Here is a 24,269-nt window from a genome sequence, read left to right on the forward strand (position 1 = left end):
AGGAATCAAGAAATGCGTTTTGCAACTCCTCTCATACTTGCAGCAGCCAGCGTCACGACGCCTGCCATTGCAGATCCCTCGGGTGAGATCACCGTCTATACCTCTCAGCCGCAGGAGCAGATGGCCCTCGTGGTCGAGGCCTTCAATAAGGACTATCCCGATGTCGAGGTCGAAATCTTCCGCACCGGCACGACCGAGCTGATGTCGAAGCTTCAGGCGGAATTCGCGGCGGGGTCTACCCCTGCCGATATTCTGCTGATCGCCGATGCCGTGGCGATGACCCAGTTGAAGAATGATGATCGCCTTCTGGCCTATGAGGATGCGCCGGTCGAGGGGATCCCGGAAGATGTGATCGACCCGAATATGACCTTTTTCGGGACCAAGCTGATCACGACGGGGATCGTCTATAATACCGGGATGGTCGAAACCGCTCCGACCTCCTGGGACGATCTGCGGGCTGCCGATGTCGCCGGCTCGCTGATCATGCCCAGTCCGCTGTATTCCGGCGCGGCGGTCATTCATGTCGGCACGATGGTTCAGCAACCGGAATTCGGCTGGGGCTTCTATGAAGAGCTTGCCGAAAACGGCGCCGTTGCCGGGCAGGGTAACGGCACGGTCATCGAGGCTGTTGCACGCGGCGAGAAAGCATATGGGATCATCATCGAATACATGGCGATGAACGCCAAGGCCGATGGGTCGCCTGTTGATTTCGTCTGGCCGGATCAGGGTGTCAGCGCCATTACGCAGCCTGTCGCCATCGTGAACGGCACCGATAATGAAGAGGCCGCCAAAGCCTTTGTCGACTGGCAGCTGTCGCAGGCAGCGCAGGAACAATCGGTCGGGCAGGGTTATTTCCCGATCCTTTCGGACATGTCCGCGCCAGAGGGTTATCCGGCGCTGGACAGCCTGAATATTCTGCCGCTGGATGCCGACCAGCTTATGGCTGACGATCAGGCCAATAAAGAGCAGTTCGCTGAACTTTTCGGCGGCTGATACGCGGCGGGACATTACGGGAAGGGGCGGCGTTCATCTGATCGTCGCCCTTCTTGCCGTCTGTGTTCTGCTGACCGGCGCATGGCCTCTGATCCGGCTGTTCGCGCTTTCCATTGCGCCGGGCGAAGAGGGCCAGATTCTGGGCCTCATGCGCGATACGCTGTCGGGCAGGGGGTTTCAGCGTGCGTTCTGGAATACGCTGTCGGCCTCGGTGGGATCGGTGCTGGTTTCGACGGTGATCGGCGTTGCGCTTGCCTTCGCGACCGGGCTTTCGCGTATTCCGGGTCGGACCCTGATCAGTTTTCTGGCGCTGTCGCCCTTGCTGATCCCTTCGCAGATCATGGCGCTGGCATGGATCGAGCTGATGGGAAGCGGCTCGCCGGTTCTGTCGGTAATCGGATTGGCCCCGGCCCCCGGTTCGCGCAATCCGCTTTATTCGGGTGCGGGCGTCGCCTGGCTGATGGGGCTTGAGCATATGCCTCTGGTGTTCATCGCGGTCCGGGCAAGCCTGTCGTCCATTCCTGCGGATCTGATCGAGGCGGCGCGGATTGCGGGCTCGCCTCCGGGTCGGATCACGCGGCGCATCGTCCTGCCGCTTGTTCTGCCCGCGATTGGCGCAGGTGCCGTGCTGGCCTTCGCTGCGGCGATCGGGAATTTCGGCGTGCCTGCCCTGCTTGGTATTCCGGGCCGGTTTTCGGTCCTGACGACACTGATCTATCAGCGACTGAACGGCTTCGGGCCGGATGTGATCGGCAGCGTTGCAGCAATTGCCCTTGTGCTGGTGTTTCTTGCTGCCATCGCGCTGCTGCTGCGTCAGATTATCCTGCGCGGTTTTGCGGTGCCGCTTCCCTCTGGCGCATGTTTTTCCGGTTTTGATATGGGCCGGGGAAAATGGGCGATCATGGCGCTGCTGTGGCTTGGGCTGATCTGGTTGTCGGTCCTGCCCATCATCGCACTTGTTACAACGGCGCTGATCCCCGCGCTTGGAGTTCCCTTCGGACTGGACACGGCGAGCCTTAAGAACTTCACCGAAATCATGGCCAATCCCGCGCTTGGTCGCGCTTTCGTCAATTCCTTCAGCCTTGCCGGGATCGCTGCGATGGTCTCGGCCGCGATCAGCATATTGCTGGGATGGCTGGCATTCACGGCGGGGAACCGCGCGGCCAGGCTGCTGAGCTGGCTTGCCGACGCCGCATTCGTCGTGCCGGGAACGGTGCTGGCGCTGGCGATGATCCTTGTCTATCTGCGCCCGCTGCCGGTGATCGGTATCTCTGTCTACGGCACGGCGGCGATCCTGCTGATCGCCTATCTTGGACGGTTCCTGCCGATGGCGCTGCGTCCGGTCGAGGCCACAATCGCTGCCTCTGATCCCACTTTGGATGAGGCCGCCCGCGTGGCCGGGATCGGCATTACACGCCGGATCGTTTTTGTTGCGGCTCCGGCACTGGCACCAACGGCGATGGCGGGTGCGATGCTGATCTTCATGACCGCGATCAATGAGCTGACCTTGTCGGCGCTGCTGTGGTCCGCCGGTCAGGAAACCATCGGCGTTCAGATTTTTTCGATGCAATATGAGGGAAATTCGACCGGCGCGGCTGCATTGTCGGTGATGTCTCTGGCACTGGTCGGCCTGCTGGTGATCGTTACAGACCGTCTTGGGCGACGGCTCCCGCCTGGAACCTTGCCATGGCGTGCCGGTTAGGGCGATTGCGGTTCAACCCGGTTTCATCGCTGTGCAGGCCAGACCTCGCAGGATGTCATTCCCCTGTCGCGAATCGTCTGTATCTATGACTTGGAAACGTTTCCACTGAGTATGCTCATGTCGCGACGACCCCGAGTCACCATCAAGGATGTTGCCCGCGAGGCGGGGTGCGGTGTGGCGACTGCCAGCAGGGTGCTTAACAAATCCGGACCGGCAAGCGCCGAGACCTGCGACCGGGTCGAGGACGCCGCGAACAGGCTTGGGTTTTCGTTCAGCGCAATCGGGCGTGCGCTGCAAAGCAGTCGCTCGATGACGATTGGCTGCCTTGTGCCGTCGCTTGCCAATCCGGTTTTCGCCGAGGCTGTGCAGGGCGTGCATATGACGCTGGCAGGAACGGGTTATCAGCTTCTGATCGCCAGCTCCAATTATGACGGGATTGCCGATGAGGACGCGATTGCGACTTTCCTCTCGAAAGAGGTCGATGGGCTGATCGTGACGATGGTCGGACCGGGAGGCAGTCGGGCAATGAAGATGACCCGAGAGCGGGCCGTTCCGGCAACATTGATGTTTCACGATCCGGTCGGGGGCTTCACAAGCGCCTATGTCGATAATTTCGCGGCATCGCGCGAGGTGGCCCGGCAGTTGCATCGCCTTGGGCACCGGCAGACCTGTTTTCTGGCCCTGCGCTTTTCCTGCTCGGACAGATCGCGCAATCGCTTTGCGGGATTTCTCTCAGAGTGCCGTAAACGCGGAATGCCCGATCCCGTTCTGATCGAGCTTAGCGAGGAAGATGCGAAGACGCCGGAGAATCTGGCGCGGATCATTGAGCGGATTCCAGATGTCACGGCGATTTTCGCCTCGAATGATTTTCTGGCGATTTCGCTTCAGCGAGCGGCGCGGATACTGGGCCTGCAGGTGCCGCGCGATCTTTCGGTGGTCGGTTTTGACGGGATCGAGACAGGGCGAATGCTGGAAGTGCCGATTGCGACGATAGAAACAGCGCCTGAAGCGATGGGTCGTCAGGCGGCCACAACGCTTTTATCCGCCATGCAGGGCGAAACGCTGCCTCAGCTGCCTGCTCTGCCATTTACTTTCCGCACCGGGGCTACGCTCGCCCCGCCGCGCCCGGAAAGCGACAACGGCCGGGGTGCAGCCCGGCCGTTGTCAGTTCACCCCAGTCTGGAACAAAACCTGAAGAGGACGAACCGATGAAATATATCGCCATCGCCGCAGTCGCCACAACCGCAATCGCCGCGCCGTCACTGGCCGATGAGGCCATCTGCTATAACTGCCCGCCGGAATGGGCGGATTGGGCTTCGATGCTGGAAGCGCTCGATGAGAATGCGGATGTGCAGATGCCGCATGACAACAAGAACTCGGGCCAGACCTTCGCCCAACTTGTCGCCGAAAAGGAAAATCCGGTTGCGGATGTCGCCTATTATGGCGTGACGACCGGCATCAAGGCAGGCAATGAAGGGCTGGTCGAGCCCTACAAGCCCGCCGGTTTCGACGAAATCCCCGAAGGGCTGAAAGACCCCGAGGGCAACTGGTTTGCCGTTCACTATGGCACGATAGGGCTTTTCGTGAATGTCGATGCGCTTGGCGGTGCCGAGGTTCCGCAGTGCTTCTCGGATCTGCTGAAGCAGGAATATAACGGTATGGTCGGCTATCTCGATCCGTCTTCCGCCTTTGTCGGCTATGCCGGCGCGGTTGCGGTGAACCTGTCCAATGGCGGCGATCTGGGCAATTTCGATCCTGCTATCGAATTCTTCAGCAAGTTGGCTGACAATAATCCGATCGTGCCGAAACAGACATCTTTCGCGCGGGTGGTCTCGGGTGAGATCCCGATCCTGTTCGATTATGATTTCAACGCCTATCGCGCCAAATACGAAGAGGACGGCAACTTCGAATTCGTCCTGCCCTGTGAAGGCTCGGTTCGGGTGCCTTATGTCATGAGCCTCGTGGCCAATGCACCCCATGCCGAGGCGGGCAAGAAAGCGCTTGATTATATCCTGTCCGATGAAGGGCAGGCGATCTGGACGAATGCCTATCTGCAGCCGGCGCGTCCGGTAGAGCTGCCCGCCGAGGTCGCGGAAAAATTCCTGCCCGCAAGCGAATATGAACGCGCTCAATCGGTTGATTACGCCGAAATGGAGCAGGCGCAGGCGGCATTCGGCGAACGTTACCTGTCCGAAGTCGAGTAATCGCAGGCCGGGCGGCGGGGTATTTACCTGCCGCCCATCCCTCAAGGGGTAAGAGATGACATCGCGTCAGTTCGTTCTGATCTGCCTGCTTCCTCTGGCGATCTTCACCCTAGCCTTTCTGTTGCTGCCGCTGGTGCGGCTGGTACAGGTCTCGGCCGGAGGAGAGGCGGGATGGGGGACATATTTACAGATCCTGCAAAAACCGCGCTATCTGACCTCGCTTTTTCAGACAGTTGCGGTGTCTGTTGCGGTGACGATTGCCGCCCTGGCGATTTCGACCACGGCGGGGCTGTTTCTGGTGCGCAACAGATTTCCGGGCCGCAACCTGCTTTTGTCGATCCTGACCCTGCCTCTGGCATTTCCCGGAGTGGTGGTCGGATTCATGATTATCCTGCTTGGCGGCAGGCAGGGGCTGGTTAACCAGTTGCTGCCGGGCCATTGGGTGTTCGCCTATTCTCTGTTTGGCCTGTTTCTGGGCTATCTTTATTTTTCGATCCCGCGTGTGTTGCTGACCGTCATGGCCGCCGCCGAAAAGATCGATCCCGCGCTTGAAGAGGCGGCGAGGACGCTCGGCGCACCCTCTTATCGCATCGTTCTGGATGTGCTGCTGCCCGCGCTTGCTCCGGCGATGGTTGCGGCGGGGGCGATTGCTTTTGCCACGGCAATGGGGGCATTCGGCACCGCATTTACGCTGGCCACCGATATCGATGTGCTGCCGATGGTGATCTATACCGAGTTCACCCTTTCAGCGAATTTCGCGATGGCGGCGGCGCTGTCCGTCGTGCTTGGGGTTGTGACATGGTCCATGCTTCTGATCGCCCGCAGCTTTGCCGGCAATGCCGTTGCGGCGGGGGGATGACATGCTGAACTCGCCGGCACGGCTGATACAACTGACGGTCACGCTGCTGGCCTGCGCCTTTCTGCTGGTGCCGACGATCCAGTCGGTTCTGGCCGGGCTGACGGTGAATTATTTTCTGGGCCTGTCATCCGGTCTGACCCTGAAATGGATCGGAGAGGTCTGGGCGCTGTATGCCGACAGTATCTTCCTGTCGATTTGGCTGGCGCTTGCCTGCCTTTTCTGTACGCTGTTGATCGGAGTTCCCGCCGCCTATGCACTGGCGCGTAATCCCGGACGCATTTCCCGCATTCTGGAAGAGTTCATCTCGTTGCCGCTTACGATTCCCGGGCTGGCGCTTGGTCTGGCTCTGTTGCAGCTTTACGGCTCAATGCAGGGGTTTCGGTCGCATTGGAGCTTCATCCTGACCGGCCATGTCCTTTACACGCTGCCCTTCATGGTCCGGGCGGTGCTGTCTGTCCTGTCGGCCATTGATCTGAAAATGCTGGAGGAAGGTGCCGCCTCGCTTGGCGCAACTCCGTGGCGGCGTTTTATCGATATCGTTGTCCCGAATGCGATGCCGGGTATCCTTGCCGGGGCGCTGACCGTGGTGACCTTGTCCATCGGTGAATTCAACCTGACATGGATGCTGCATACGCCGTTTCTGAAGACGCTGCCGGTGGGGCTGGCGGACAGCTATGCGTCGATGCGTCTTGAGATCGCCTCGGCCTATACGCTGGTCTTCTTTGTCATGATCGTGCCGCTTTTGATGGCCATGCAATGGGCAAGCGCCCGCAGCCAGAGAATCGGCTCATGACCCTGACACTCCGCAATGTCGCCAAAACCTTCCCCGGAGGCACGCGGGCGCTTCTGCCAAGCGATCTGGATATCGCGCAGGGTGAGATCGTGTCGCTGTTGGGGCCGTCAGGTTGCGGCAAGACGACGCTTCTGCGGATTATCGCCGGGCTGGAAACCGCGGATCCCGGTGCAAGCATCTTGTTCGACGGTGAAGATGTCACGGCGCTTTCGGTCGATCGCCGCAAGGTGGGCATGGTCTTTCAGTCCTATGCGCTGTTTCCGAATATGTCGGTGCGCGGCAATATCGGCTATGGGTTGAAAATGCAGGGCTTGCGCAAATCCGAGATCACTGCGCGGGTCGATGAGGTCATCGCGCTGTGTCGTCTGCAACCCTATGCGGAACGCGCGGTCACGCAGCTTTCCGGCGGTCAGCGGCAGCGCGTCGCTCTGGCGCGGGCCTTTGCACCGAGGCCGCGCATTCTGTTACTGGATGAGCCTCTCTCGGCGCTTGATGCGGCTTTACGGACGCAGCTTCGTGATGAGCTTGCGCTGCTTTTGCGGGAATTCGGCATCACCGCGATTTTCGTGACGCATGACCAGAATGAGGCGATGGCGATTGCCGACCGCGTTGCCGTCATGAGCGAGGGCAGCATCGCTCAGATCGGTACGCCAGAGGCGCTGTATCGCAAGCCCTCCACCGCATTTGTCGCAGGTTTCGTAGGTGATGCCATGCCGCTTGGCGGGTGTTTCGACGGCGATCTTCTGCATCTCGATGGGGGAACGGTTCGGCTTGGCGGGGGCGCTCTTGCCAATCAGTCAGCTTTTATCCGGGCCGAAGATATCATTCTGGACCCGGACGGCCCTGTTCAGGCAAAGGTCGAGGCCGTGACCTTTCTGGGTACCCATTACCGGGTTGCCCTATCCGGGATTTCGGAGGGCATCCTTTTTGCCCGGCATACGGGACTGAGCGCACCGAAGCCCGGTCAGCAGGTCCGCATCTCGATCCCGCCGGACGCAATCATCATTGTAGACAACGAAAGAGAGGCCTCCTGATGCCCGGTTTTATCCAGATCACGGATACGCATATCGTGCCAAAGGGCGAAGTCGTCGGCGGGCGTTCCGAGACGGCCGCCGCGCTGAGCCGAGCGGTCACGACGATCAATGAAAGACTGTCATTTCTGCCCGAAGTCGAGTGCGCCATCCTGACCGGCGATCTGACCGAACACGGCACGGCGGAAGAATATGCGCATTTCCTTGAAATCATGACGCGGCTCGATCTTCCCTGGCTTGCCATTCCGGGAAATCACGACCAGCGTGAGGCGATGCGGAGTGCCTTTGCCGATCAGGGCTGGATGCCTGCCGATGGCCCGATCCAGTGGCGCCGTGATTTCGGTTCGTTTTCCCTGATCGGGCTGGATACGCTGCTGGAGGGTGCGCATCATGGCGAGATGTCCGACCAGGGTTTCGCCTATCTCGATCAGGAACTGTCGCGGATCGGGGATCAGCCAGCCGTTATTGCCACGCATCATCCCTGGATGCATAGCGGTATCCGCGTGATGGATGCAGATAATCTGCATAATGGCGACCGGCTGATGCAGCGTCTTGAGGCGCATCCCGGCCCGGTTCGGATGATCTCGGGCCATGTCCACAGGGCGCTGACAGCCCAGATCGGGAAAGTCACCTGTCAGATCGCTCCTTCGACCTGTCATTCTGTTCATCTCGATCACAGGGCTGACGGAAAAAGCGAGATGGTGCTGGAGCCGGGTGCGGTGACGGTCTATGCGTGGCTTGAAACGCCGGCTCCGACTTTGGTTTCCGACATATTACCCGTCGGAGAGTTTCCCGGACCCTGGCCGTTTGTTGGCTAAGCTCGCCGCAATCAAAGGGCAGAGGGTCACCATGTTTTCGGGAATGCAAACAGTATAAGCCCGTCCCTCCGGATGGTTTTCACCCACCGACCGGCTTGCGCCGCATCTTCTGCTGGTGCAGGACTGCGGATGCGGTGATGGCCGCTTGAATTTCGATCATGCAGAGGTGGCTCGGCGGTGAAGATCAGGCTTTTGACCGGGCGCAAGGTGCTTCTGGCCGGAAGCGGGCGGCTCAGCGGGATCGTCAAGACGCCGGTGGAACGGCCTCTGGCGCTTGGGGCTGAGGGGTTTGAAAGCGACGAGCAGGCTGACCGGCATGTGCATGGCGGGATTGAAAAGGCCGTGCATCATTATCCTCTGGATCATTATGCGCTGTGGCGGGAAGAACTTGGCGATCTGCCGCCGTTGAGGCAGCCGGGGGGCTTCGGTGAGAATATCTCGACCACCGGCATGACAGAAAAAGATGTGGCGGTGGGGGATATTTTCCGACTGGGGACCGCTTTGCTGCAAGTGTCTCAGGGGCGGCAGCCCTGCTGGAAGCTGAATTTCCGCTTCGATGTTTCCGACATGGCGCGGCGGGTTCAGATGACGGGCCGCACGGGATGGTATTACCGCGTTCTGCAACCGGGAACCGTCTCACCCGACGATCTGCTGGTGCTTGCCGACCGGGTTGCACCGGACTGGCCTCTGATCCGTCTGTGGCGGGCGCTTTATGTCCACCGCCTGAACCAGAGTGAACTGGAGGGGATTGCGGGTCTGGACGTGCTGGCCGATGGTTGGCGGAAATATGCGGTCCGGCGGCTGAAAAGCGGCCGGGTCGAGGATTGGAGCAAAAGACTGGACGGCACGGAATGAAACGCCCGCCTTTGGTGATCTCGGTTCAAAGCCAGGTAGTTCTTGGCCATGTCGGTAACTCGGCCGCCGTGTTTCCCATGCAGGCGGCGGGGCTGGAAGTCGCTGCCGTACCGACCGTGGTGTTCTCGAATACGCCGGATTATCCCACGCTGCGCGGACGTGCCATGCCGCCCGATTTCTTCGCCGACCTGCTGCGCGGCGCATGGGAGCGGGGATTGCCCGAACGGGCCGGATTCATCCTGAGCGGATATATCGGATCGCCCGAAGTCGCCGCGCAGATCGCGGATTTCGTCGCCGAGGCGAAGGAGAGGAACCCGGCGCTGATTTATGTCTGCGATCCGGTGATGGGCGATGCCGGGCCGGGGCTGTATGTACCCGCCTCGATTGCCTCGGCGATGCGGGACAGATTGCTTCCGATGGCCGATATCGCCACGCCGAATCCGTTCGAGTTGTCATGGCTCAGCGGGCAGCCCATCGAGACGCTGGCCGACCTTCAGGCTGCCGCGGCGGCGCTGTCGCTTGCCCCTCAGGCGCGGCTGATCGCGACGGGGTGCGATCTGGAGGATACGCAGGAAGGCTATATCGAAAGCATTATTCTGGGACCGGACCAGCCGAGCCGTCACCCGACTCCGCATCTGCCGGTGGCATTACCGGGAACGGGCGATCTCTTCACGGGCATTATCGTTGCATGTCTTGGCCGGGGGATGTCCCTGACCGCGTCCGTCGAGGCAGCGCAGAAACTGACCGCCCGTGCGCTCGATCATGCGGTGAAACTTGGCGCGGGTGAGGTCGTGCTGAGCGAGCCCTTATTCCGGCAGGCCCTGCTGTCGCCCGAAGATCCCGCATCGCTGCCGGGCTGAGGCCAGACGCGATCAGGCGGCAAGATCCAGCTTTTCGGGGTCGATGCCGCGCTTGATGGCCGCATCCCGCACCGCCTGACGCAGCGAGGGGCTGCGTTTCAGCAGGCTTCGGAAACGCTCTTCATCCAGCCTCAGCAGGGTAGAGGGTGCAATGGCGCGGATCTCGGTGCGCGGGGTGCGCTTCATCAGCAGATTCATCTGGCCGAACATCTCGCCGCGACCCAGACGGTGATGACCGCCTGCGGTTTCGATCTGGACCGCGCCGGATGAGATGAAGAACACCGCGCGTTCGGCGGTCTCCTTGCTTTGAATGATCTGTCCGGGCGCGGCGTATCGCGTCACAAGCGCACGGGACAGGGTTTTCAGCGCCGCATCGTCCAGCCCGGCAAAGACCGGCAGGCTGCGGACCAGTTCCAGCTTCTGAACGGCAAGATCGAGATGCGGGCGCGATTCGAAGCGCTGACGGCGGGCCGAGATATCCTGATTGAGCGACATGAACAATTCGGCACCGATCAGCCCGTCCTCGTAGAACGATTCATATTCGCGTTCCTCAAGGCGCAGCGCGGTGCGGCGGATCATGCGGCGCTCGATATCCTCGGCAAATTCCGGGAATTGCAGCCGCATCCCCTCAAGCGCCTGCTCGACCTCCTCCAGACGGCGGGCCAGCATCTCATGCAGCAGATCCGCGACCCGGCGGCCATGAATACGGCGGATGCGGCGGTCCAGAAAACCATGCAACCCGGCGATGATCTGGCGCTGCGCGACAAGCACCTCGAACCTGTCCGCCGTCAAACGCTCCAGCCTGCGCGACAGGCCGAAACGGTTATGCAGGATCAGCGCCAGCCGGAAACCCGGCCCGGTCTTGAGAATATGCCGCCCCGCGCGGGCATAGCCAACGCGGCCCGCATGGCGTGCACCCTCCATCACGCGGTCAGCCTCGGTCAGGACGGTTTCAAGTATACGCGCCGAGATCTCGCGGTCATGAAAGGCCTTCAGAACCATTTCCCGTTCCGCCCCGGCAAGGGCGATCAGGCCAAGCGTCACCCGGTCCCGGTCAAGAATCGCATCGGATTCCTCGGCTTTCGTGACGGCGTCGTTCAGCCGCTCGGCAAAGCGCTTTGCCTCGGAGCGCACCGTCTGCCGCGTCAGGCGATAGCTTTCCGCCGTCTGGGCCATATCCTCGCGCACCTGTTGCAGGGCGACGGCGATCACCTGATTGGACAGGGCGGCATCCAGAGGCGATAATTTGCTGAGGCCAAGCCGTTTGATGACGCGGCGCAGCGTGGTCCCCTGAACGAACAGGGTGAACAGGGTGAAACCGGTTGCCATGATGCCAACCTGCCGCTTGACATCGGGCGGTACGAAGGCGCTTTCGGTCACGGCAAGCGCAAGCGCCAGCGTGACGGCGCCGCGCAGTCCACCCCAGAGGATCGCCACGCGATAGGGGCGCTGCACTTCGGGCGACAGGCGCAGCAAGGTCAGGACCGGCAGCACCCCCCACAGGATCACCGCGCGGGCAAGGAAAGCCGCCAGAACGACGATGGCGATCAGGGCGGCGTCCCGCAAAGTTGCATCGCCGAGAAGCCGGGGGATCAGCAACGCCGCAAGAATAAAGATCAGCGCCCCGGCCCAATGAGCCAGCGTTGCCCAGATTTGGCGCAGATTGCTCCAGATCCCGGGGGACATTTTGGCCGGTCCCAGAAAGTTCAGCGTCATGGCCGATGTAACCACGGCAATCACACCCGAGGCATATCCGCTTTGCTCTGCCGCGATAAAGGACAGGTAAGGCAGCGCGATGGAAATCGAGATCACCGCCAGCTCATGCTCCGAGACCAACGCCATCACGGCCACGGCGGCACGTCCGGCCAGCAGACCGATCAGTGCTCCGCCAAGCATCAGAACAGGAAGCTGCATCAGCGCGGTGCCGATGGTGGGGTCCGGGATGCCTCTCATGACAAATCCCATGAACAGCGAGAACAGCGCGATTGCGGCCGCGTCGTTCAGCAGGCTCTCACCCTCGATGATCCGGGCCAGCCGACGCGGTGCCGCAAGGGACCGGAAAATCGCGACGACCGCTGACGGGTCCGTAGTCGAGACGATGGACCCGATCAGGAATGCCGCTGCGACCGGGATTTCTCCGGTCCAACTCAGCGCGGTTCCGACGAAGACCGTCGCCACGAGCACCGCCACGACGGCCAGAACGAGGATCGGCACCCAGTCATCCGCCATCCGCCTGAGATTCATCTCCAGCACCGCCTGAAAGATGAGCGTCGGCAGGAAGATATAAAGGAACACATTCGAGCGGATCGGCAGCATCAGGACCGCTGCGGCCTGCTCGTTGAACGCGTTGGTCAGGGTCGTCGTCAGAAGGAAGCTAGCTCCGGTTGCGATGATGACGCCCAGAAGAGCAAGCACCACGCTGAACGGCAGGCGCAGACGGATTGCCAGAGGCTCGGCCAGTCCGATCAGAAGAAACAGAGAGGCGATGATCGCCGTGATGACTACGATATCCATGCTTCTCTCTTAGGCGGAGCGTTGCAGGCTTCAACTGAATTATTCTTGATGAGCCGGACGGTTCCGTTCTTTATTTCGGGTCACAGGCTTATGGTCAATATTGCGGCAGTTCCGACCTGCTGAGGGGCTGATTTGGCAGAAGATGTAACAGCCCCGGATTATACCTGATGTGCCGAAACCGTGACCGGGTCCGATCGGAAAAATCATGCCGGAAGGGTTGGAACAGGCACGACGACGTTCTATTTTCAGGGCTTGTCGGATATGTTTTTTCCGCATCGTTGCGGCCCCGGAAAACAGAGAGGCACAGATGAGCTATCCTGTCGATATGGAAACCCGTCCCGATGTCACGGCATTTTTCGACGATGCCAGCAACACGATTTCCTATGTCGTCCGTGACCCTGACTCGCAAAGCTGCGCGGTGATAGATTCCGTGATGGATATCGACTATGCCGCCGGTCGGATCAGCTATGACCATGCCGACCAGATCATTGCCTTCATCCGGGATAACGGGCTGGATCTGGAATGGCTGATCGAAACCCATGTGCATGCGGATCATCTGTCCGGCGCACCCTATATCCAGTCGAGACTGGGCGGATTGCTGGGGATCGGTCGGAATATCACCCTGATACAGGAAATGTTCGGCAAGATCTTCAACGAAGGGACAGAGTTCCAGCGCGACGGCAGCCAGTTCGACCGGCTTTTCGTGGATCAGGACCGCTACAAGATCGGCACGATGGAGTGTTTTGTCATCCACACGCCCGGCCATACGCCTGCCTGCATGACCCATGTGATCGGGAATGCGGCTTTCGTGGGCGATACGCTGTTCATGCCGGATGGTGGCTCGGCCCGGGCGGATTTTCCCGGCGGGGATGCCGGTGAGCTGTATGACAGTATCCAGAAACTGCTGAGCCTGCCTGACGATATGCGGCTGTTCATGTGCCATGATTACGGCCCGAACGGGCGCGAAATCCGTTGGGAAACCACCGTGGCCGAGGAGCGGGCGCAGAATATCCATGTCGGCGGCGGCACGACGCGCGAAGAGTTCATCCATTTCCGCACCGAGCGCGACGCGGCCCTTGCGATGCCCCGGCTGATTATTCCCTCGCTTCAGGTGAATATGCGCGCGGGTGAGTTGCCTCAGCCGGATGAAACGGGCAAACGCTATCTGAAAGTGCCGCTGAACGAGCTTTGAGGGGTGGAAGATGGATATCAGGAAGATCGACGACCGGATTTCGGTGTCGCCGCAAATTCAGGAAGATGAGCTTGCCGGGCTGGCGGAGATGGGGTTCCGCAGCGTGATCTGCAACCGCCCCGACGGCGAATCCCCCGATCAGCCCGATCAGGCCCGGGTCGAGGCGGCTGCCAAGGCTGCCGGGCTTGGGTTTCAGGCTATTCCGATCACGCCGGGACAGCTTGACGCGGATACGGTGGCAGAGTTCGGGCAGGCTCTTGAGGCTTTGCCGGGGCCGGTTCTGGCCTATTGCCGTTCCGGTACGCGCAGCGCGACGGTCTGGGCATTGTCGCAAAGCGGTCTGCGCAGCCGCGACGATATCCTTCGCGCGGCCCGTGAGGCGGGCTATGATCTGGGCGGGATCGCCGGGGCATTGCGCGATCCGGCGTGATCCTATCGCAGAAGGGCGGACCAATCCTGCCGTTCCAGCATCCACTGCGCGATCCTGTTGACCGATCCGGTTCCGACCAGACATGCCAGCAGGATCAGCCCTCCGCCTCCAAGCATGGCGCGTGATCTTGCGCCGGGAAGGAGGGCAAATACCGGCGGCAGAAGCAGCGACAGCAGAATGAACGGCGCTGTCATTCCGATGCCATAGGCCAGAAGCAGGGAAATGCCCTGTCCCATTTCCTCGGAGACGGTGCGGAAAATGGCTGACAAAGTGGGTCCGACACAGGCGATCCATGCGAAACCGAAAGCAAGGCCGAGGCCTGACCAGACCGCAATGCCGGTCAACCTGATGGCAGGCGCGACACCTGCGAGGATAAGACCGGCAACCGCCAGACCACATGCCGCAAGCAGTTGCAGCGTGGTATAGGCTTGCAGGAACATCCGGCCCAATGCGGTGCTGCCCAGACATATCAGCAGGAAAATCATCATAAACCCGCCCGCAAATGCCGTCCCGCTTGCCAGCCGGTTCCGCATGGCGGCAGGTCGCGACCCAAGCAGCAGGCCAAGATAGAAAGGCAGCATCGGCAGGATGCAGGGCGTCAGAAACGATGCCAGCCCGGCAAGGACAGCCTGAGTGAACCCGATCTCGGTCATGATCCCTCTCATCGCGGAGCGGGGGACGAGTCAATCCGTCTTGCGATCTCCTTTAGCTTTCTGCAACGCTGACGGGATGGAGAAGGATTCGGTCAGGCTGGACAAGTTTCTGTGGGCGGCGCGGTTTTACAAGACGCGGGCTCTGGCGCAGCAGATGATCGACTCTGGACGGGTAAAGGTCGATGGCGACCGCGTGAAGCCCGCCCGCGCCATTCGCCCCGGCGTTCATATCTCGCTGCGGCAGGGCCGGACGCGCCGTCTGATCGAGGTGATCGGTGTCAGCGACAAACGCGGCTCGGCTCCGCAGGCGCAGCTTCTTTACCGGGAGATTTCTCCGCCCGAGGAAATCGGCCTGTTCGACGATGAGTGACGGTCCGGCCAGAGGTGTGAGGTAACTCCGGGCAGTCTGAGGGACACCCAAGAGAGTGAAACCCCATGCACATTTGTTCCTGACCTGTTCCGCATGCGCCGGAATGTTCGGCCTGATCGGGGCAGACATATTAACCCTTTCCGGGCGGTTCCGCGGGACAGCGTCAGCCCCTAGCTCAATGCGCTGAAACGATATTCCGGGGCCTGCCGGGCCTTGCGGAATTCGATTTGCCTGAGTTCCACGCATGAGATGCTTGCATCGCGCCGTGGCTTTGGGGCAGTTTAGTCCAACTAAGGACCCGTGAACATGCGGGCCAATGTCCAACAGGAGTAGCAAATGAAAAAACTTCTCGCGATCAGCGCCGCCGCGATGCTGATGGGATCGGCTGCGTCGGCTGCCAATCTGGTTTACTGCTCGGAAGGCTCGCCGGAGGGGTTCGATCCGGCGCTGTACACGTCGGGGACGACGTTCGACGCCTCGTCGCGGAACGTCTATGACCGGCTGGTGCATTTCGTGCATGGCGAGACCGAGATCGAGCCGGGCCTTGCCGAAAGCTGGGAAGTCAGCGAGGACGGGCTGGAATATACGTTCAAGCTGCGTGAAGGCGTGAAATTCCACACGACCGATTTCTTCACCCCGACCCGCGACATGAACGCCGATGACGTGATCTTCAGCCTGACCCGTCAGGGCGAGGATGGCGGCGAATATCACACCATGACGGACGGCGCGAGCTACGAATATTTCAACTCAATGTCGATGCCGGATCTGATCGAATCGATTGAAAAGGTCGATGATCTGACCGTGAAAATCACTCTGACCCGCCCCGAGGCGCCGATGCTGGCAAACCTTGCCATGTCCTTCGCCTCGATCGGTTCGAAGGAATATGCGGATAACCTGATCGAAGCCGGCACGCCGGAAATGTTCAATCAGCAGCCCATCGGGACCGGCCCGTTCAAATTCGTCGCCTATCAGAAGGACGCGGTGATCCGCTATGCCCGCAATGACGAATACTGGCGCGACCCGGCGGCAATCGAGAACTTGATCTTCGCGATCACGCCGGATGCCTCGGTCCGTTACCAGAAGCTGAAAGCGGGCGAATGCCATGTCATGCCCTATCCGAACCCCGCCGATCTTGAGGCGATGAAGGCCGACGAAAATATCAACGTCGTCAGCCGCGAGGGTCTTAATGTGGGCTATATGGCGTATAACACCCAACAGCCCCCCTTCGATAATCCCGATGTCCGCAAGGCCCTGAACATGGCCATCGACAAGCAGGCCATCGTGGACGGTATCTTCCAGGGTGCGGGCAGCGTGGCGAAGAACCCGATTCCGCCGACCATGTGGTCGTATAATGACGCAATCGAGGACGATCCCTATGATCCGGAAGCCGCGAAGGCCGCTCTGGAAGCTGCGGGCGTGACCGATCTGTCGATGAAGATCTGGGCTATGCCGGTGCAGCGTCCCTATAACCCCAATGCCCGCCGCATGGCCGAGATGATTCAGGCTGACTTCTCGGCAATCGGCGTGGATACAGAGATCGTGTCCTATGAATGGGGCGAGTATCTTGAGCGCTCGAAAGCCACGGATCGCGACGGCGCGGTTCTTCTGGGTTGGACTGGCGATAATGGCGACCCGGACAACTTCCTTGCGGTTCTGCTTGGCTGTGACGCAGTGGGTGATGCCAACCGTGCGCAATGGTGCAACGAGGAATTCGACAGCATCATTAAGCAGGCCAAGGAAGAATCCGATCAGGCCGAGCGGACCCGGCTGTATGAAGAGGCTCAGGTCATCTTCAAGGATCAGGCACCCTGGGCGACCATCGCGCATTCGGTCGTGAATGAGCCGATCAGCACCAAGGTTCAGGGCTACAAGATCGATCCGTTCGGCGGCCATGTCTTCTATGGCGTCAGCCTGACCGAGTAAGCGACGACAAAGCTTAACGGCCGGGCGGCGTCGCGCTGCCCGGCCATTTTCATTGCCACGCCAAGCCCGGAACATAAAAACCGATGCTGAGCTTTCTTCTTCGTCGCCTTGGGACCTTCGTGCCGACCTTTATCGGCGTGACCGTGGTGGCCTTCGCCTTTATCCGCCTTCTGCCCGGCGATCCGATCCTGCTGCTGGCCGGGGAACGCGGTGTCAGCCCCGAACGCTATGAGATGCTGCGTGCGCAGCTTGGCTTCGATCAACCGATCTGGAAACAATATCTCGACTATGTCGCCGGTATTTTTCAGGGCGATCTGGGGACATCCTTCGTGACGAAACGTCCGGTTCTGGATGAGTTCATGACGCTGTTTCCGGCAACGGTCGAGCTTGCGCTCTGCGCGATCATCCTTGCAACGCTGATCGGGATTCCGGCGGGGGTGATCGCTGCGGTCAATCGTGGCAAATTCTTCGATCAGGCGCTGATGTCGACCGCGCTGATCGGCTATTCGATGCCGATTTTCTGGTGGGCGCTCTTGCTGATCATCGTGTTTTCCGGCGGTCTCGGCTGGACGCCAGTCTCGGGCCGGATGGGGCTGATGTATTTCTTCGATACGCCGACCGGCTTCATGCTGATCGACAGTCTTCTGTCGGGGCAGTCCGGCGCGTTCCGCTCGGCTGTGTCGCATCTGATCCTGCCGACCGTGGCGCTGGCGACGATCCCGCTTGCGGTGATCGCGCGGCAGACCCGGTCCGCCATGCTGGAAGTTCTGGGCGAGGATTATGTGCGCACCGCGCGGGCGAAGGGCATGTCTCCGCTGCGGGTCAACGGAGTTCACGCGCTGCGCAATGCGATGATCCCGGTCATCACCGTGATCGGCCTGTCGGTCGGCACGCTGCTGGCCGGAGCGATCCTGACCGAGACGATTTTCTCATGGCCGGGCATCGGCAAGTGGATGGTCGATTCGATCTTCCGCCGTGACTATCAGGTGGTGCAGGGCGGGCTTTTGCTTATCGCGCTTGTGGTGATGATCGTGAATCTGATCGTCGACCTGCTCTATGGCCTCTTTAACCCCAAGATCCGAAAGGGCTGAGTGATGACAGATACCGCCAGCCAGACCGCCAGCACAGTAACCCCGACCGCGCCACCCTCGCGGCTGAGGGAGTTCTGGAATTCCTTCAGCGAGAATCGCGGCGCCGTGATCGGCATGTTCGTGTTCCTCGCCTTCCTCATCGTCGCGGCCTTCGCGCCGCTTCTGGCGCCCTATGCGCCTGACGCGCAATATCGCGACGCGCTTCTGGTCCCGCCTTTCTGGCAGGAAGGAGGCTCAACCCGGTTCCTCCTGGGCACGGATGCGCTTGGCCGGGATCTGCTGTCGCGGCTGATCTACGGGGCGCGGTTTTCCTTCTTCATCGGCGTGCTGGTCGTGTTCATTGCCACGACATGCGGGGTGTTGCTGGGTGTTGTCGCCGGGTTTGCGCCGAACTGGCTGGACACGCTGATCATGCGGCTGATGGATATCGTGCTGTCCTTTCCCAGCCTTCTGTTGGCATTGGTGCTGGTCGCGATCCTCGGTCCCAGCCTGCTGAATGCGATGATCGCCATTGCCGTCGTGCTGCAACCGCATTTCGTGCGCCTGACCCGCGCCGCCGTCCTGTCCGAGAAGTCTAAGGACTACGTGACTGCCGCACGGATCGCCGGGGGCGGCAGGCTGCGCATCATGTTCCGCACGGTGCTGCCGAACTGTCTTGCGCCGATCATCGTGCAGGCGGCCCTGTCTTTCTCGACCGCTGTTCTGGATACGGCTGCCCTTGGCTTTCTCGGCATGGGCGCGCAGCCTCCGACGCCGGAATGGGGGACCATGCTGGCCGAAGCGCGTGAGTTCATCCTGCGGGCCTGGTGGGTGGTGACCTTCCCCGGTCTCTGCATCCTGGTCACGGTTCTCGCCATCAACCTGATGGGCGACGGGCTGCGCGATGCGCTCGATCCGAAACTGAAGCGGAGCTGATCCCATGTCTTTATTGGAAATCCGCAATCTCTCGGTAGATTTCGCCACCCATTCCGGCAAGTTCCGGGCTGTGGACGGTGTCGATGTTACCGTGGACGAGGGCGATCTGCTGGCCATTGTCGGCGAATCGGGTTCTGGGAAATCGGTCTCGATGCTGGCGATCATGGGGCTGCTGCCCTGGACCGCGACCGTGACCGCCGACAAGATGGAATTCGACGGCCACGATCTGAGGACGATCTCGGCCCGCGCAAGGCGGCGGATCATCGGCAAGGATATGTCGATGATCTTTCAGGAACCCATGTCGTCCCTGAACCCCGCCTTTACGATTGGCTGGCAGATCAAGGAGAGCCTGCGCAAACATACCAGCCTCAACCGCAGCCAGCGGCAGGATCGCGCGGTGGAACTGATGCGGCAGGTCGGCATTCCCGCGCCCGAGAAGCGGCTGAAAGCCTATCCGCATCAGCTGTCCGGCGGGATGAGCCAGCGTGCCATGATTGCGATGGCGCTTGCCAATAAGCCCAAGCTGCTGATCGCGGATGAGCCGACAACCGCGCTCGATGTGACCATTCAGGCGCAGATTTTGGAATTGCTGACCGGGTTGCAGGAAGAAACCGGCATGGCGCTTGTGCTGATCACGCATGATATGGGCGTCGTTGCGGAAACCGTGCGCCGGGTTCAGGTGCAATATGCCGGGCAGCGGGTCGAATTGCAGGAGGTGCAGGGCCTGTTCGACGACCCGCATCACCCCTATACGGCGGCGCTTCTGGCCGCCCTGCCGGAACGCGCGACCGAGAGGAAGCTTCCGACCATTCCCGGCGTTGTGCCCGGACAGTTCGACCGGCCCGAAGGGTGCCTGTTCTCGCCCCGCTGCAAATTCGCGACCGAACGCTGCTTTACCGTCCGCCCGGTCCCGGCCGGGCCGGAATTCGGCCATGCGCTGTGTCATACTCCGCTGCTGAACGGAGTCCCCAAAAAGAAGGAGGTTCCGGCATGAGCGATCCCGTGCTGACCGCCACGAATCTGAAACGCCATTATGAGGTGAAGGGCGGCTTCATGCAGCCCTCCGCCAATTTGCGGGCGCTTGATGGCGCCAGTTTTTCGCTGACCCCCGGCAAGACGCTGGCTGTGGTGGGCGAATCCGGCTCGGGCAAGTCCACACTTGCTCGCGTCGTGACCATGATCGAGCCTCCGACCGAAGGGGAACTGGTGATCGGCGGCAAGAAAATCGGTCCCGAAGGTGCCAGCCGCGACCGTGATTTGCGGGCAATGGTGCAGATCGTGTTTCAGGACCCATATGGCAGCCTGAATCCGCGCCAGACCATTGGCCAGACACTGATGGAGCCGTTGCTTCTGAACCGGCCCGAGATCTCGGCGAAGAACAGAGAGCAGAAGGCGCGGGACATGCTGGGCATGGTCGGCCTGCGACCCGAGCATTTCGACCGCTATCCGCATATGTTCTCGGGCGGGCAGCGTCAGCGTGTCGCCGTGGCACGAGCCCTGATGCTGGAGCCGAAAATTCTGGTGCTGGACGAGCCGGTTTCGGCGCTTGATCTTTCAATTCAAAGCCAGGTGCTGAATCTGCTGATGGATATTCAGGAACGGATGGAACTGGCCTATCTGTTCATCAGCCACGATCTGTCGGTGGTGCGCCATATCGCCGATGAGGTGATGGTGATTTATCTGGGCAAGCCGGTCGAGATCGGCCCGAAAGAGGTGATTTTCGACGCGCCGCGCCATCCCTATACCAAGGCGCTTATGTCGGCGACGCCGATGGCGGACCCTTCGGAACGTAAAGAGCGGATCAAGCTGGAGGGCGAATTGCCCTCGCCAATGGCAAAACCCGAGGGCTGCGCTTTCAATCCACGTTGCTGGCTGCGTCAGGAAATCTGCTCGCGTATCGAACCCGAACTTGAGGAATCCCAATCAGGCCATTGTTTCGCCTGTCATAATCCTGTCCCGGAAGAAGAAAGCGCGGCAGCATAAGAGGCCGCGCATGCGCCCCGAAGCCGTTCAAGGGCCACTATGCCATCACGCTGGCTTGACGGGGTGGCATAGTCGCGGCAATCAAAGGCCATGATAGATATCCGCCCCGTCGCTCACACTATCGCTAAAATCAGCGTCGCGCTTGGGGCGATGATGGTGGTTCCGGCTGTCATCGACTTCGCGGCGGGCGATCCGAACTGGATCCGCATGACGCAGTCGATGCTGATCGTTCTGGTCGTCAGCGGGCTGGTGATGGCGGCGACCTCATCGGCGAAGCATAGCCTTACGATTGAGCAAAGCTTTCTGCTGACATCGGGTCTGTGGCTGGTCCTTCCCTTGATCGGAGCACTGCCGCTGATGATCGGTGCGCCGGGTCTGAATTTCACCGATGCTTATTTCGAGTCCATGTCGGGGCTGACCACCACCGGAACTACCGTGATTCCGCAACTGGACAACCTTCCGGCCGGCACGAATATGTGGCGGGCGCTGCTGCAATGGGCGGGCGGTCTGGGGATCGTCGTCGTGGCGATGGTGTTCCTGCCGGTCATGAAGGTCGGCGGGATGCAGTTCTTCCGCTCTGAGGGGTTCGATACGCTTGGCAAGGTCCTGCCACGCGCCGGACAGATCGCTGCCGAGATGACCTGGATCTATCTGGGCATCACCGTGGCCTGCACCCTGCTGTATATCGTCACGGGGATGAGCGCATATGACGCCATGCTGCACGCGCTGACCACCTGTTCCACCGGCGGTTTCTCGAATTACGATGCCAGTTTCGGCAAATTCATCGGTCCGGCGGAATGGGTGGCGACGCTGTTCATGGTTCTGGCCTCGATCCCTTTCGTGCGCATGGTGCAGGCGATCCGGGGCGATGTCATGCCGCTCTGGCGCGATACGCAGGTGCGGGCCTATGTCAGATGGATGTTCTACGCGATCGGAGTGATCGTCGTCTATCGTCTGGCCTATATCGGGCAAACCGACGATCCCTGGGATGTGATCCGCGAGACCTCGTTCAATGTGATGACGATTTTCTCGGGCACGGGCTTCGCCTCGACCAATGTGCTGGAATGGGGGCATCTGCCCTTCGCCGTTCTGTTCTGCGTCGGGCTGATCGGCGGTTGCACCGGATCGACCGGATGTTCGGTGAAGATCTTCCGCTATCAGGTTCTGTTTCAGGCCGTGCGTGCGCAGATCAGACGCATGCAGTCCCCGCATCGTCTGTACCCGCTGCGGCTTGCCGGAAAGCGGCTGGATCAGGATGTCGTGGATTCGGTGATGACCTTTTTCACCATGTTCATCCTGACGCTCGGCCTGCTGATCGTCGGGCTGTCGCTGATCGGGCTGCACCCGAAGACCGCGCTTACGGCGGCATGGACGGCGGTCGCGAATATCGGGCCGGTCTGGGGTCCCGAGATCACCTCGAATGGCAGTATCGAACAATTCCCCGATGCCGCGAAATGGCTGATGAGTTTCGGCATGTATCTGGGCAGGCTTGAACTGATTAGCGTTCTGGTCCTGCTTCTGCCGCGCTTCTGGCGGACGTGAGAGCCTCCCCGGCGCAACGCAGCGACTCCGGGGAAGCGATGTGTTATTCCGCGCTGCCTTCCTGCGGCATTGCGCTAATACCGGTATCCGGTGCGGTGTCTTCAGCCTCTGCTTCGGCCTCTCCGGCGGCTGCGTCGCGTTCGGCGCGTGTCGGCTGGCTGCGGGTGAAGCTGTCGGCGATTTCTGTGGCGATGCGGGAGGCGTTGTCGCCGTCTGCCACAGGCCAGATCAGGACCCAGCCTTCGACATTGCCATCCGCCACCCGTGCTTCCGAGCGTCCGATATGGGTCTCGTTCCGACCCGACAGGCTGGCGCGTCCATTGCGGATATCGCGCTCGGGCGAGGGGACCCAGCCAAGCGCGGTCACCAGCCCGGTGAGGTCCAGCATTTCCTGCTGGCCGCCCGGTTGCGAAAACAGGATCAGAGCCGCGCCGGACTCATCCTTCGGGCCATAGATCGACAGGACCCGGTCATTGCGTTCATGTTGCAGGCGCTCCATCGGCGCAGTCAGCGACAGGCCGGTGAAATCATCCTCAAGCGTCGAGAGGCCCAGTTCCTCGCGCCATGCCTCACGGTTTTCCATCAGATTGAGGATCACCGTCGCGGTATCCGGTGTCTCGCGCTGAGCGCCGAGGGCCGCCGCAATCGCAGCGCGGGTTTGCGGGCCGGACTGGCCGTCGATTTCACCGTCATAGAACCCCGCCCAACCGAGGATTTCCTGCACCTGCGCCAGAGGCGGCATTTCGGGCGGATTCGCAGGCGCTTCGGGCCAGTTCGGCGTTTTTCCGGCGACGGCCACGCTGCCCAGTTCGTCCTGGGCGGCGATCAGGCTGTCATCGGGGATCACATCGCCCGATATCAGCGCGTCCCGCCATTGTGCTGCGCCTGCCTCACTGAACGGGCCTGCGGCGATGGCGAACCAGTCATTCGGCATTTCCCACATTCCGGCTTCCGGGACCGCGCCGCGCCAGCGTTCAAGCGCGGCATCGGCCTGTGCGCGGTCGGAAAAGGCTTCGATTCGGATGAAGCGATCTGGCGCGGGTGGCTGTTCCGGAACCGGATCGGGGATTTCCGTCAGCCCGGCGGTCGAGGCGCCCGCTGCGGATGCAGCGCCGGTTTCTCCCGTAGCAGCCGGGGCAGGGGTCGCGGCGATCCCCTCGGCAGGGGTCAGCAGGCTGTCCGCAGGGATGCTGCGTGTCTCTTTCAGCGCCTCCATCTGCGCTTCGGCGGCTTCGCGCGGAAGCGGACCCAATCCGATGGCGGTCCATGTGGAGCCCAGAGGGAATGTCACGACGGGAAGCTCTCCGACGCGGCTGCGCCAATCGGCCGCAGCGTCCTGGGCGGCTTCCGCTCCGCGCTTGGCCTCGATGCGGATAAAGACATCCTCGGCCGAGGCCAGCCCCGGAAGCGCCACGCTCAGCAGCATAATCGCAAGTTTTTTCATGGTTTCCCTGTCATGTTCCCGACCTGCCTCGCGCCGGTCCGATTGACCCGACGCCGCGCCGCGCCTAGAACACGCGGGCGTTCCGGCAGACATACGA

22 protein-coding genes are annotated in these 24,269 nt (G+C 61.1%); 19 read left to right on the forward strand and 3 right to left on the reverse strand.

Features of this window, described 5'->3' with window-relative positions; translation table 11 throughout:
* Positions 1-12 precede the first annotated feature (12 nt).
* The 10 genes from PAE61_RS08135 to pdxY all read left to right on the forward strand — a co-directional run bounded on the left by PAE61_RS08135 (position 13) and on the right by pdxY (position 10,115).
* Entirely contained in the window at positions 13-993 is a 981-nt protein-coding gene (locus tag PAE61_RS08135; RefSeq protein WP_271114811.1) for an ABC transporter substrate-binding protein, read from the forward strand.
* Complete coding sequence (locus PAE61_RS08140) at positions 926-2,695, forward strand: ABC transporter permease (protein WP_271114812.1); 1,770 nt, start codon at positions 926-928, stop codon at positions 2,693-2,695. Before PAE61_RS08135 ends, PAE61_RS08140 begins: the two co-directional genes overlap by 68 nt.
* A 117-nt stretch (positions 2,696-2,812) precedes the next feature.
* Positions 2,813-3,907: a LacI family DNA-binding transcriptional regulator gene (locus PAE61_RS08145; protein WP_271114813.1), complete on the forward strand. Its 1,095-nt coding sequence runs from the start codon at positions 2,813-2,815 to the stop codon at positions 3,905-3,907.
* The gene (locus PAE61_RS08150; protein WP_271114814.1) at positions 3,904-4,899 is read left to right on the forward strand and encodes an ABC transporter substrate-binding protein; all 996 of its coding nucleotides are present in this window, start codon (positions 3,904-3,906) and stop codon (positions 4,897-4,899) included. The genes PAE61_RS08145 and PAE61_RS08150 overlap by 4 nt, the downstream gene beginning before the upstream one ends.
* Positions 4,900-4,954: 55 nt before the next feature.
* Complete coding sequence (locus tag PAE61_RS08155) at positions 4,955-5,758, forward strand: ABC transporter permease (protein ID WP_271114815.1); 804 nt, start codon at positions 4,955-4,957, stop codon at positions 5,756-5,758.
* Position 5,759: 1 nt separating this feature from the next.
* Positions 5,760-6,551: an ABC transporter permease gene (locus PAE61_RS08160; protein ID WP_271114816.1), complete on the forward strand. Its 792-nt coding sequence runs from the start codon at positions 5,760-5,762 to the stop codon at positions 6,549-6,551.
* A complete protein-coding gene (locus PAE61_RS08165) occupies positions 6,548-7,585 on the forward strand; it encodes an ABC transporter ATP-binding protein (protein WP_271114817.1) in 1,038 nt (345 codons plus the stop codon). The genes PAE61_RS08160 and PAE61_RS08165 overlap by 4 nt, the downstream gene beginning before the upstream one ends.
* Entirely contained in the window at positions 7,585-8,400 is an 816-nt protein-coding gene (locus tag PAE61_RS08170; protein WP_271114818.1) for a phosphodiesterase, read from the forward strand. The genes PAE61_RS08165 and PAE61_RS08170 overlap by 1 nt, the downstream gene beginning before the upstream one ends.
* Positions 8,401-8,577: 177 nt before the next feature.
* Complete coding sequence (locus PAE61_RS08175) at positions 8,578-9,255, forward strand: MOSC domain-containing protein (protein ID WP_271114819.1); 678 nt, start codon at positions 8,578-8,580, stop codon at positions 9,253-9,255.
* Positions 9,252-10,115, forward strand: coding sequence for a pyridoxal kinase (pdxY, locus tag PAE61_RS08180; protein WP_271114820.1), 864 nt, complete (start codon positions 9,252-9,254; stop codon positions 10,113-10,115). Before PAE61_RS08175 ends, pdxY begins: the two co-directional genes overlap by 4 nt.
* A gap of 12 nt (positions 10,116-10,127) precedes the next feature.
* Here pdxY and PAE61_RS08185 read toward each other — a convergent pair whose 3' ends face one another.
* Entirely contained in the window at positions 10,128-12,629 is a 2,502-nt protein-coding gene (locus tag PAE61_RS08185; RefSeq protein WP_271114821.1) for a cation:proton antiporter, read from the reverse strand.
* Between the two features lie 307 nt (positions 12,630-12,936).
* Here PAE61_RS08185 and PAE61_RS08190 point away from each other — a divergent pair, with 307 nt between their 5' ends.
* Both PAE61_RS08190 and PAE61_RS08195 read left to right on the forward strand, forming a co-directional pair.
* Entirely contained in the window at positions 12,937-13,821 is an 885-nt protein-coding gene (locus PAE61_RS08190) for an MBL fold metallo-hydrolase (RefSeq protein WP_271114822.1), read from the forward strand.
* A 10-nt stretch (positions 13,822-13,831) separates the two neighbouring features.
* The gene (locus PAE61_RS08195; RefSeq protein WP_271114823.1) at positions 13,832-14,251 is read left to right on the forward strand and encodes a protein tyrosine phosphatase family protein; all 420 of its coding nucleotides are present in this window, start codon (positions 13,832-13,834) and stop codon (positions 14,249-14,251) included.
* Between the two features lie 2 nt (positions 14,252-14,253).
* Here PAE61_RS08195 and PAE61_RS08200 read toward each other — a convergent pair whose 3' ends face one another.
* Entirely contained in the window at positions 14,254-14,904 is a 651-nt protein-coding gene (locus PAE61_RS08200) for a cytochrome c biogenesis CcdA family protein (protein WP_271114824.1), read from the reverse strand.
* Between the two features lie 76 nt (positions 14,905-14,980).
* Between PAE61_RS08200 and PAE61_RS08205 the strand changes: the two genes are divergently transcribed.
* The 7 genes from PAE61_RS08205 (at position 14,981) to PAE61_RS08235 (ending at position 22,728) form a co-directional block, all read left to right on the forward strand.
* Entirely contained in the window at positions 14,981-15,274 is a 294-nt protein-coding gene (locus PAE61_RS08205; protein ID WP_271114825.1) for an RNA-binding S4 domain-containing protein, read from the forward strand.
* A gap of 336 nt (positions 15,275-15,610) precedes the next feature.
* Complete coding sequence (locus PAE61_RS08210; protein ID WP_271114826.1) at positions 15,611-17,197, forward strand: ABC transporter substrate-binding protein; 1,587 nt, start codon at positions 15,611-15,613, stop codon at positions 17,195-17,197.
* Positions 17,198-17,280: 83 nt separating this feature from the next.
* On the forward strand, positions 17,281-18,288 hold the full coding sequence (locus PAE61_RS08215; protein WP_271114827.1) for an ABC transporter permease subunit: 1,008 nt from the start codon (positions 17,281-17,283) through the stop codon (positions 18,286-18,288).
* A 3-nt stretch (positions 18,289-18,291) separates the two neighbouring features.
* Entirely contained in the window at positions 18,292-19,203 is a 912-nt protein-coding gene (locus PAE61_RS08220) for an ABC transporter permease subunit (protein WP_271114828.1), read from the forward strand.
* A 4-nt stretch (positions 19,204-19,207) separates the two neighbouring features.
* Positions 19,208-20,197, forward strand: coding sequence for an ABC transporter ATP-binding protein (locus PAE61_RS08225; RefSeq protein WP_271114829.1), 990 nt, complete (start codon positions 19,208-19,210; stop codon positions 20,195-20,197).
* The gene (locus PAE61_RS08230) at positions 20,194-21,186 is read left to right on the forward strand and encodes an ABC transporter ATP-binding protein (protein ID WP_271114830.1); all 993 of its coding nucleotides are present in this window, start codon (positions 20,194-20,196) and stop codon (positions 21,184-21,186) included. Before PAE61_RS08225 ends, PAE61_RS08230 begins: the two co-directional genes overlap by 4 nt.
* A gap of 90 nt (positions 21,187-21,276) precedes the next feature.
* Positions 21,277-22,728: a TrkH family potassium uptake protein gene (locus PAE61_RS08235; RefSeq protein WP_271114831.1), complete on the forward strand. Its 1,452-nt coding sequence runs from the start codon at positions 21,277-21,279 to the stop codon at positions 22,726-22,728.
* A 43-nt stretch (positions 22,729-22,771) separates the two neighbouring features.
* On the opposite strand, the gene PAE61_RS08240 is transcribed toward PAE61_RS08235, so the two are convergent.
* The gene (locus PAE61_RS08240) at positions 22,772-24,172 is read right to left on the reverse strand and encodes a peptidoglycan-binding domain-containing protein (RefSeq protein WP_271114832.1); all 1,401 of its coding nucleotides are present in this window, start codon (positions 24,170-24,172) and stop codon (positions 22,772-22,774) included.
* Positions 24,173-24,269 lie beyond the last annotated feature (97 nt).

The organism is Paracoccus aerodenitrificans (genome assembly GCF_027913215.1).
Classification (GTDB): domain Bacteria; phylum Pseudomonadota; class Alphaproteobacteria; order Rhodobacterales; family Rhodobacteraceae; genus Paracoccus; species Paracoccus aerodenitrificans.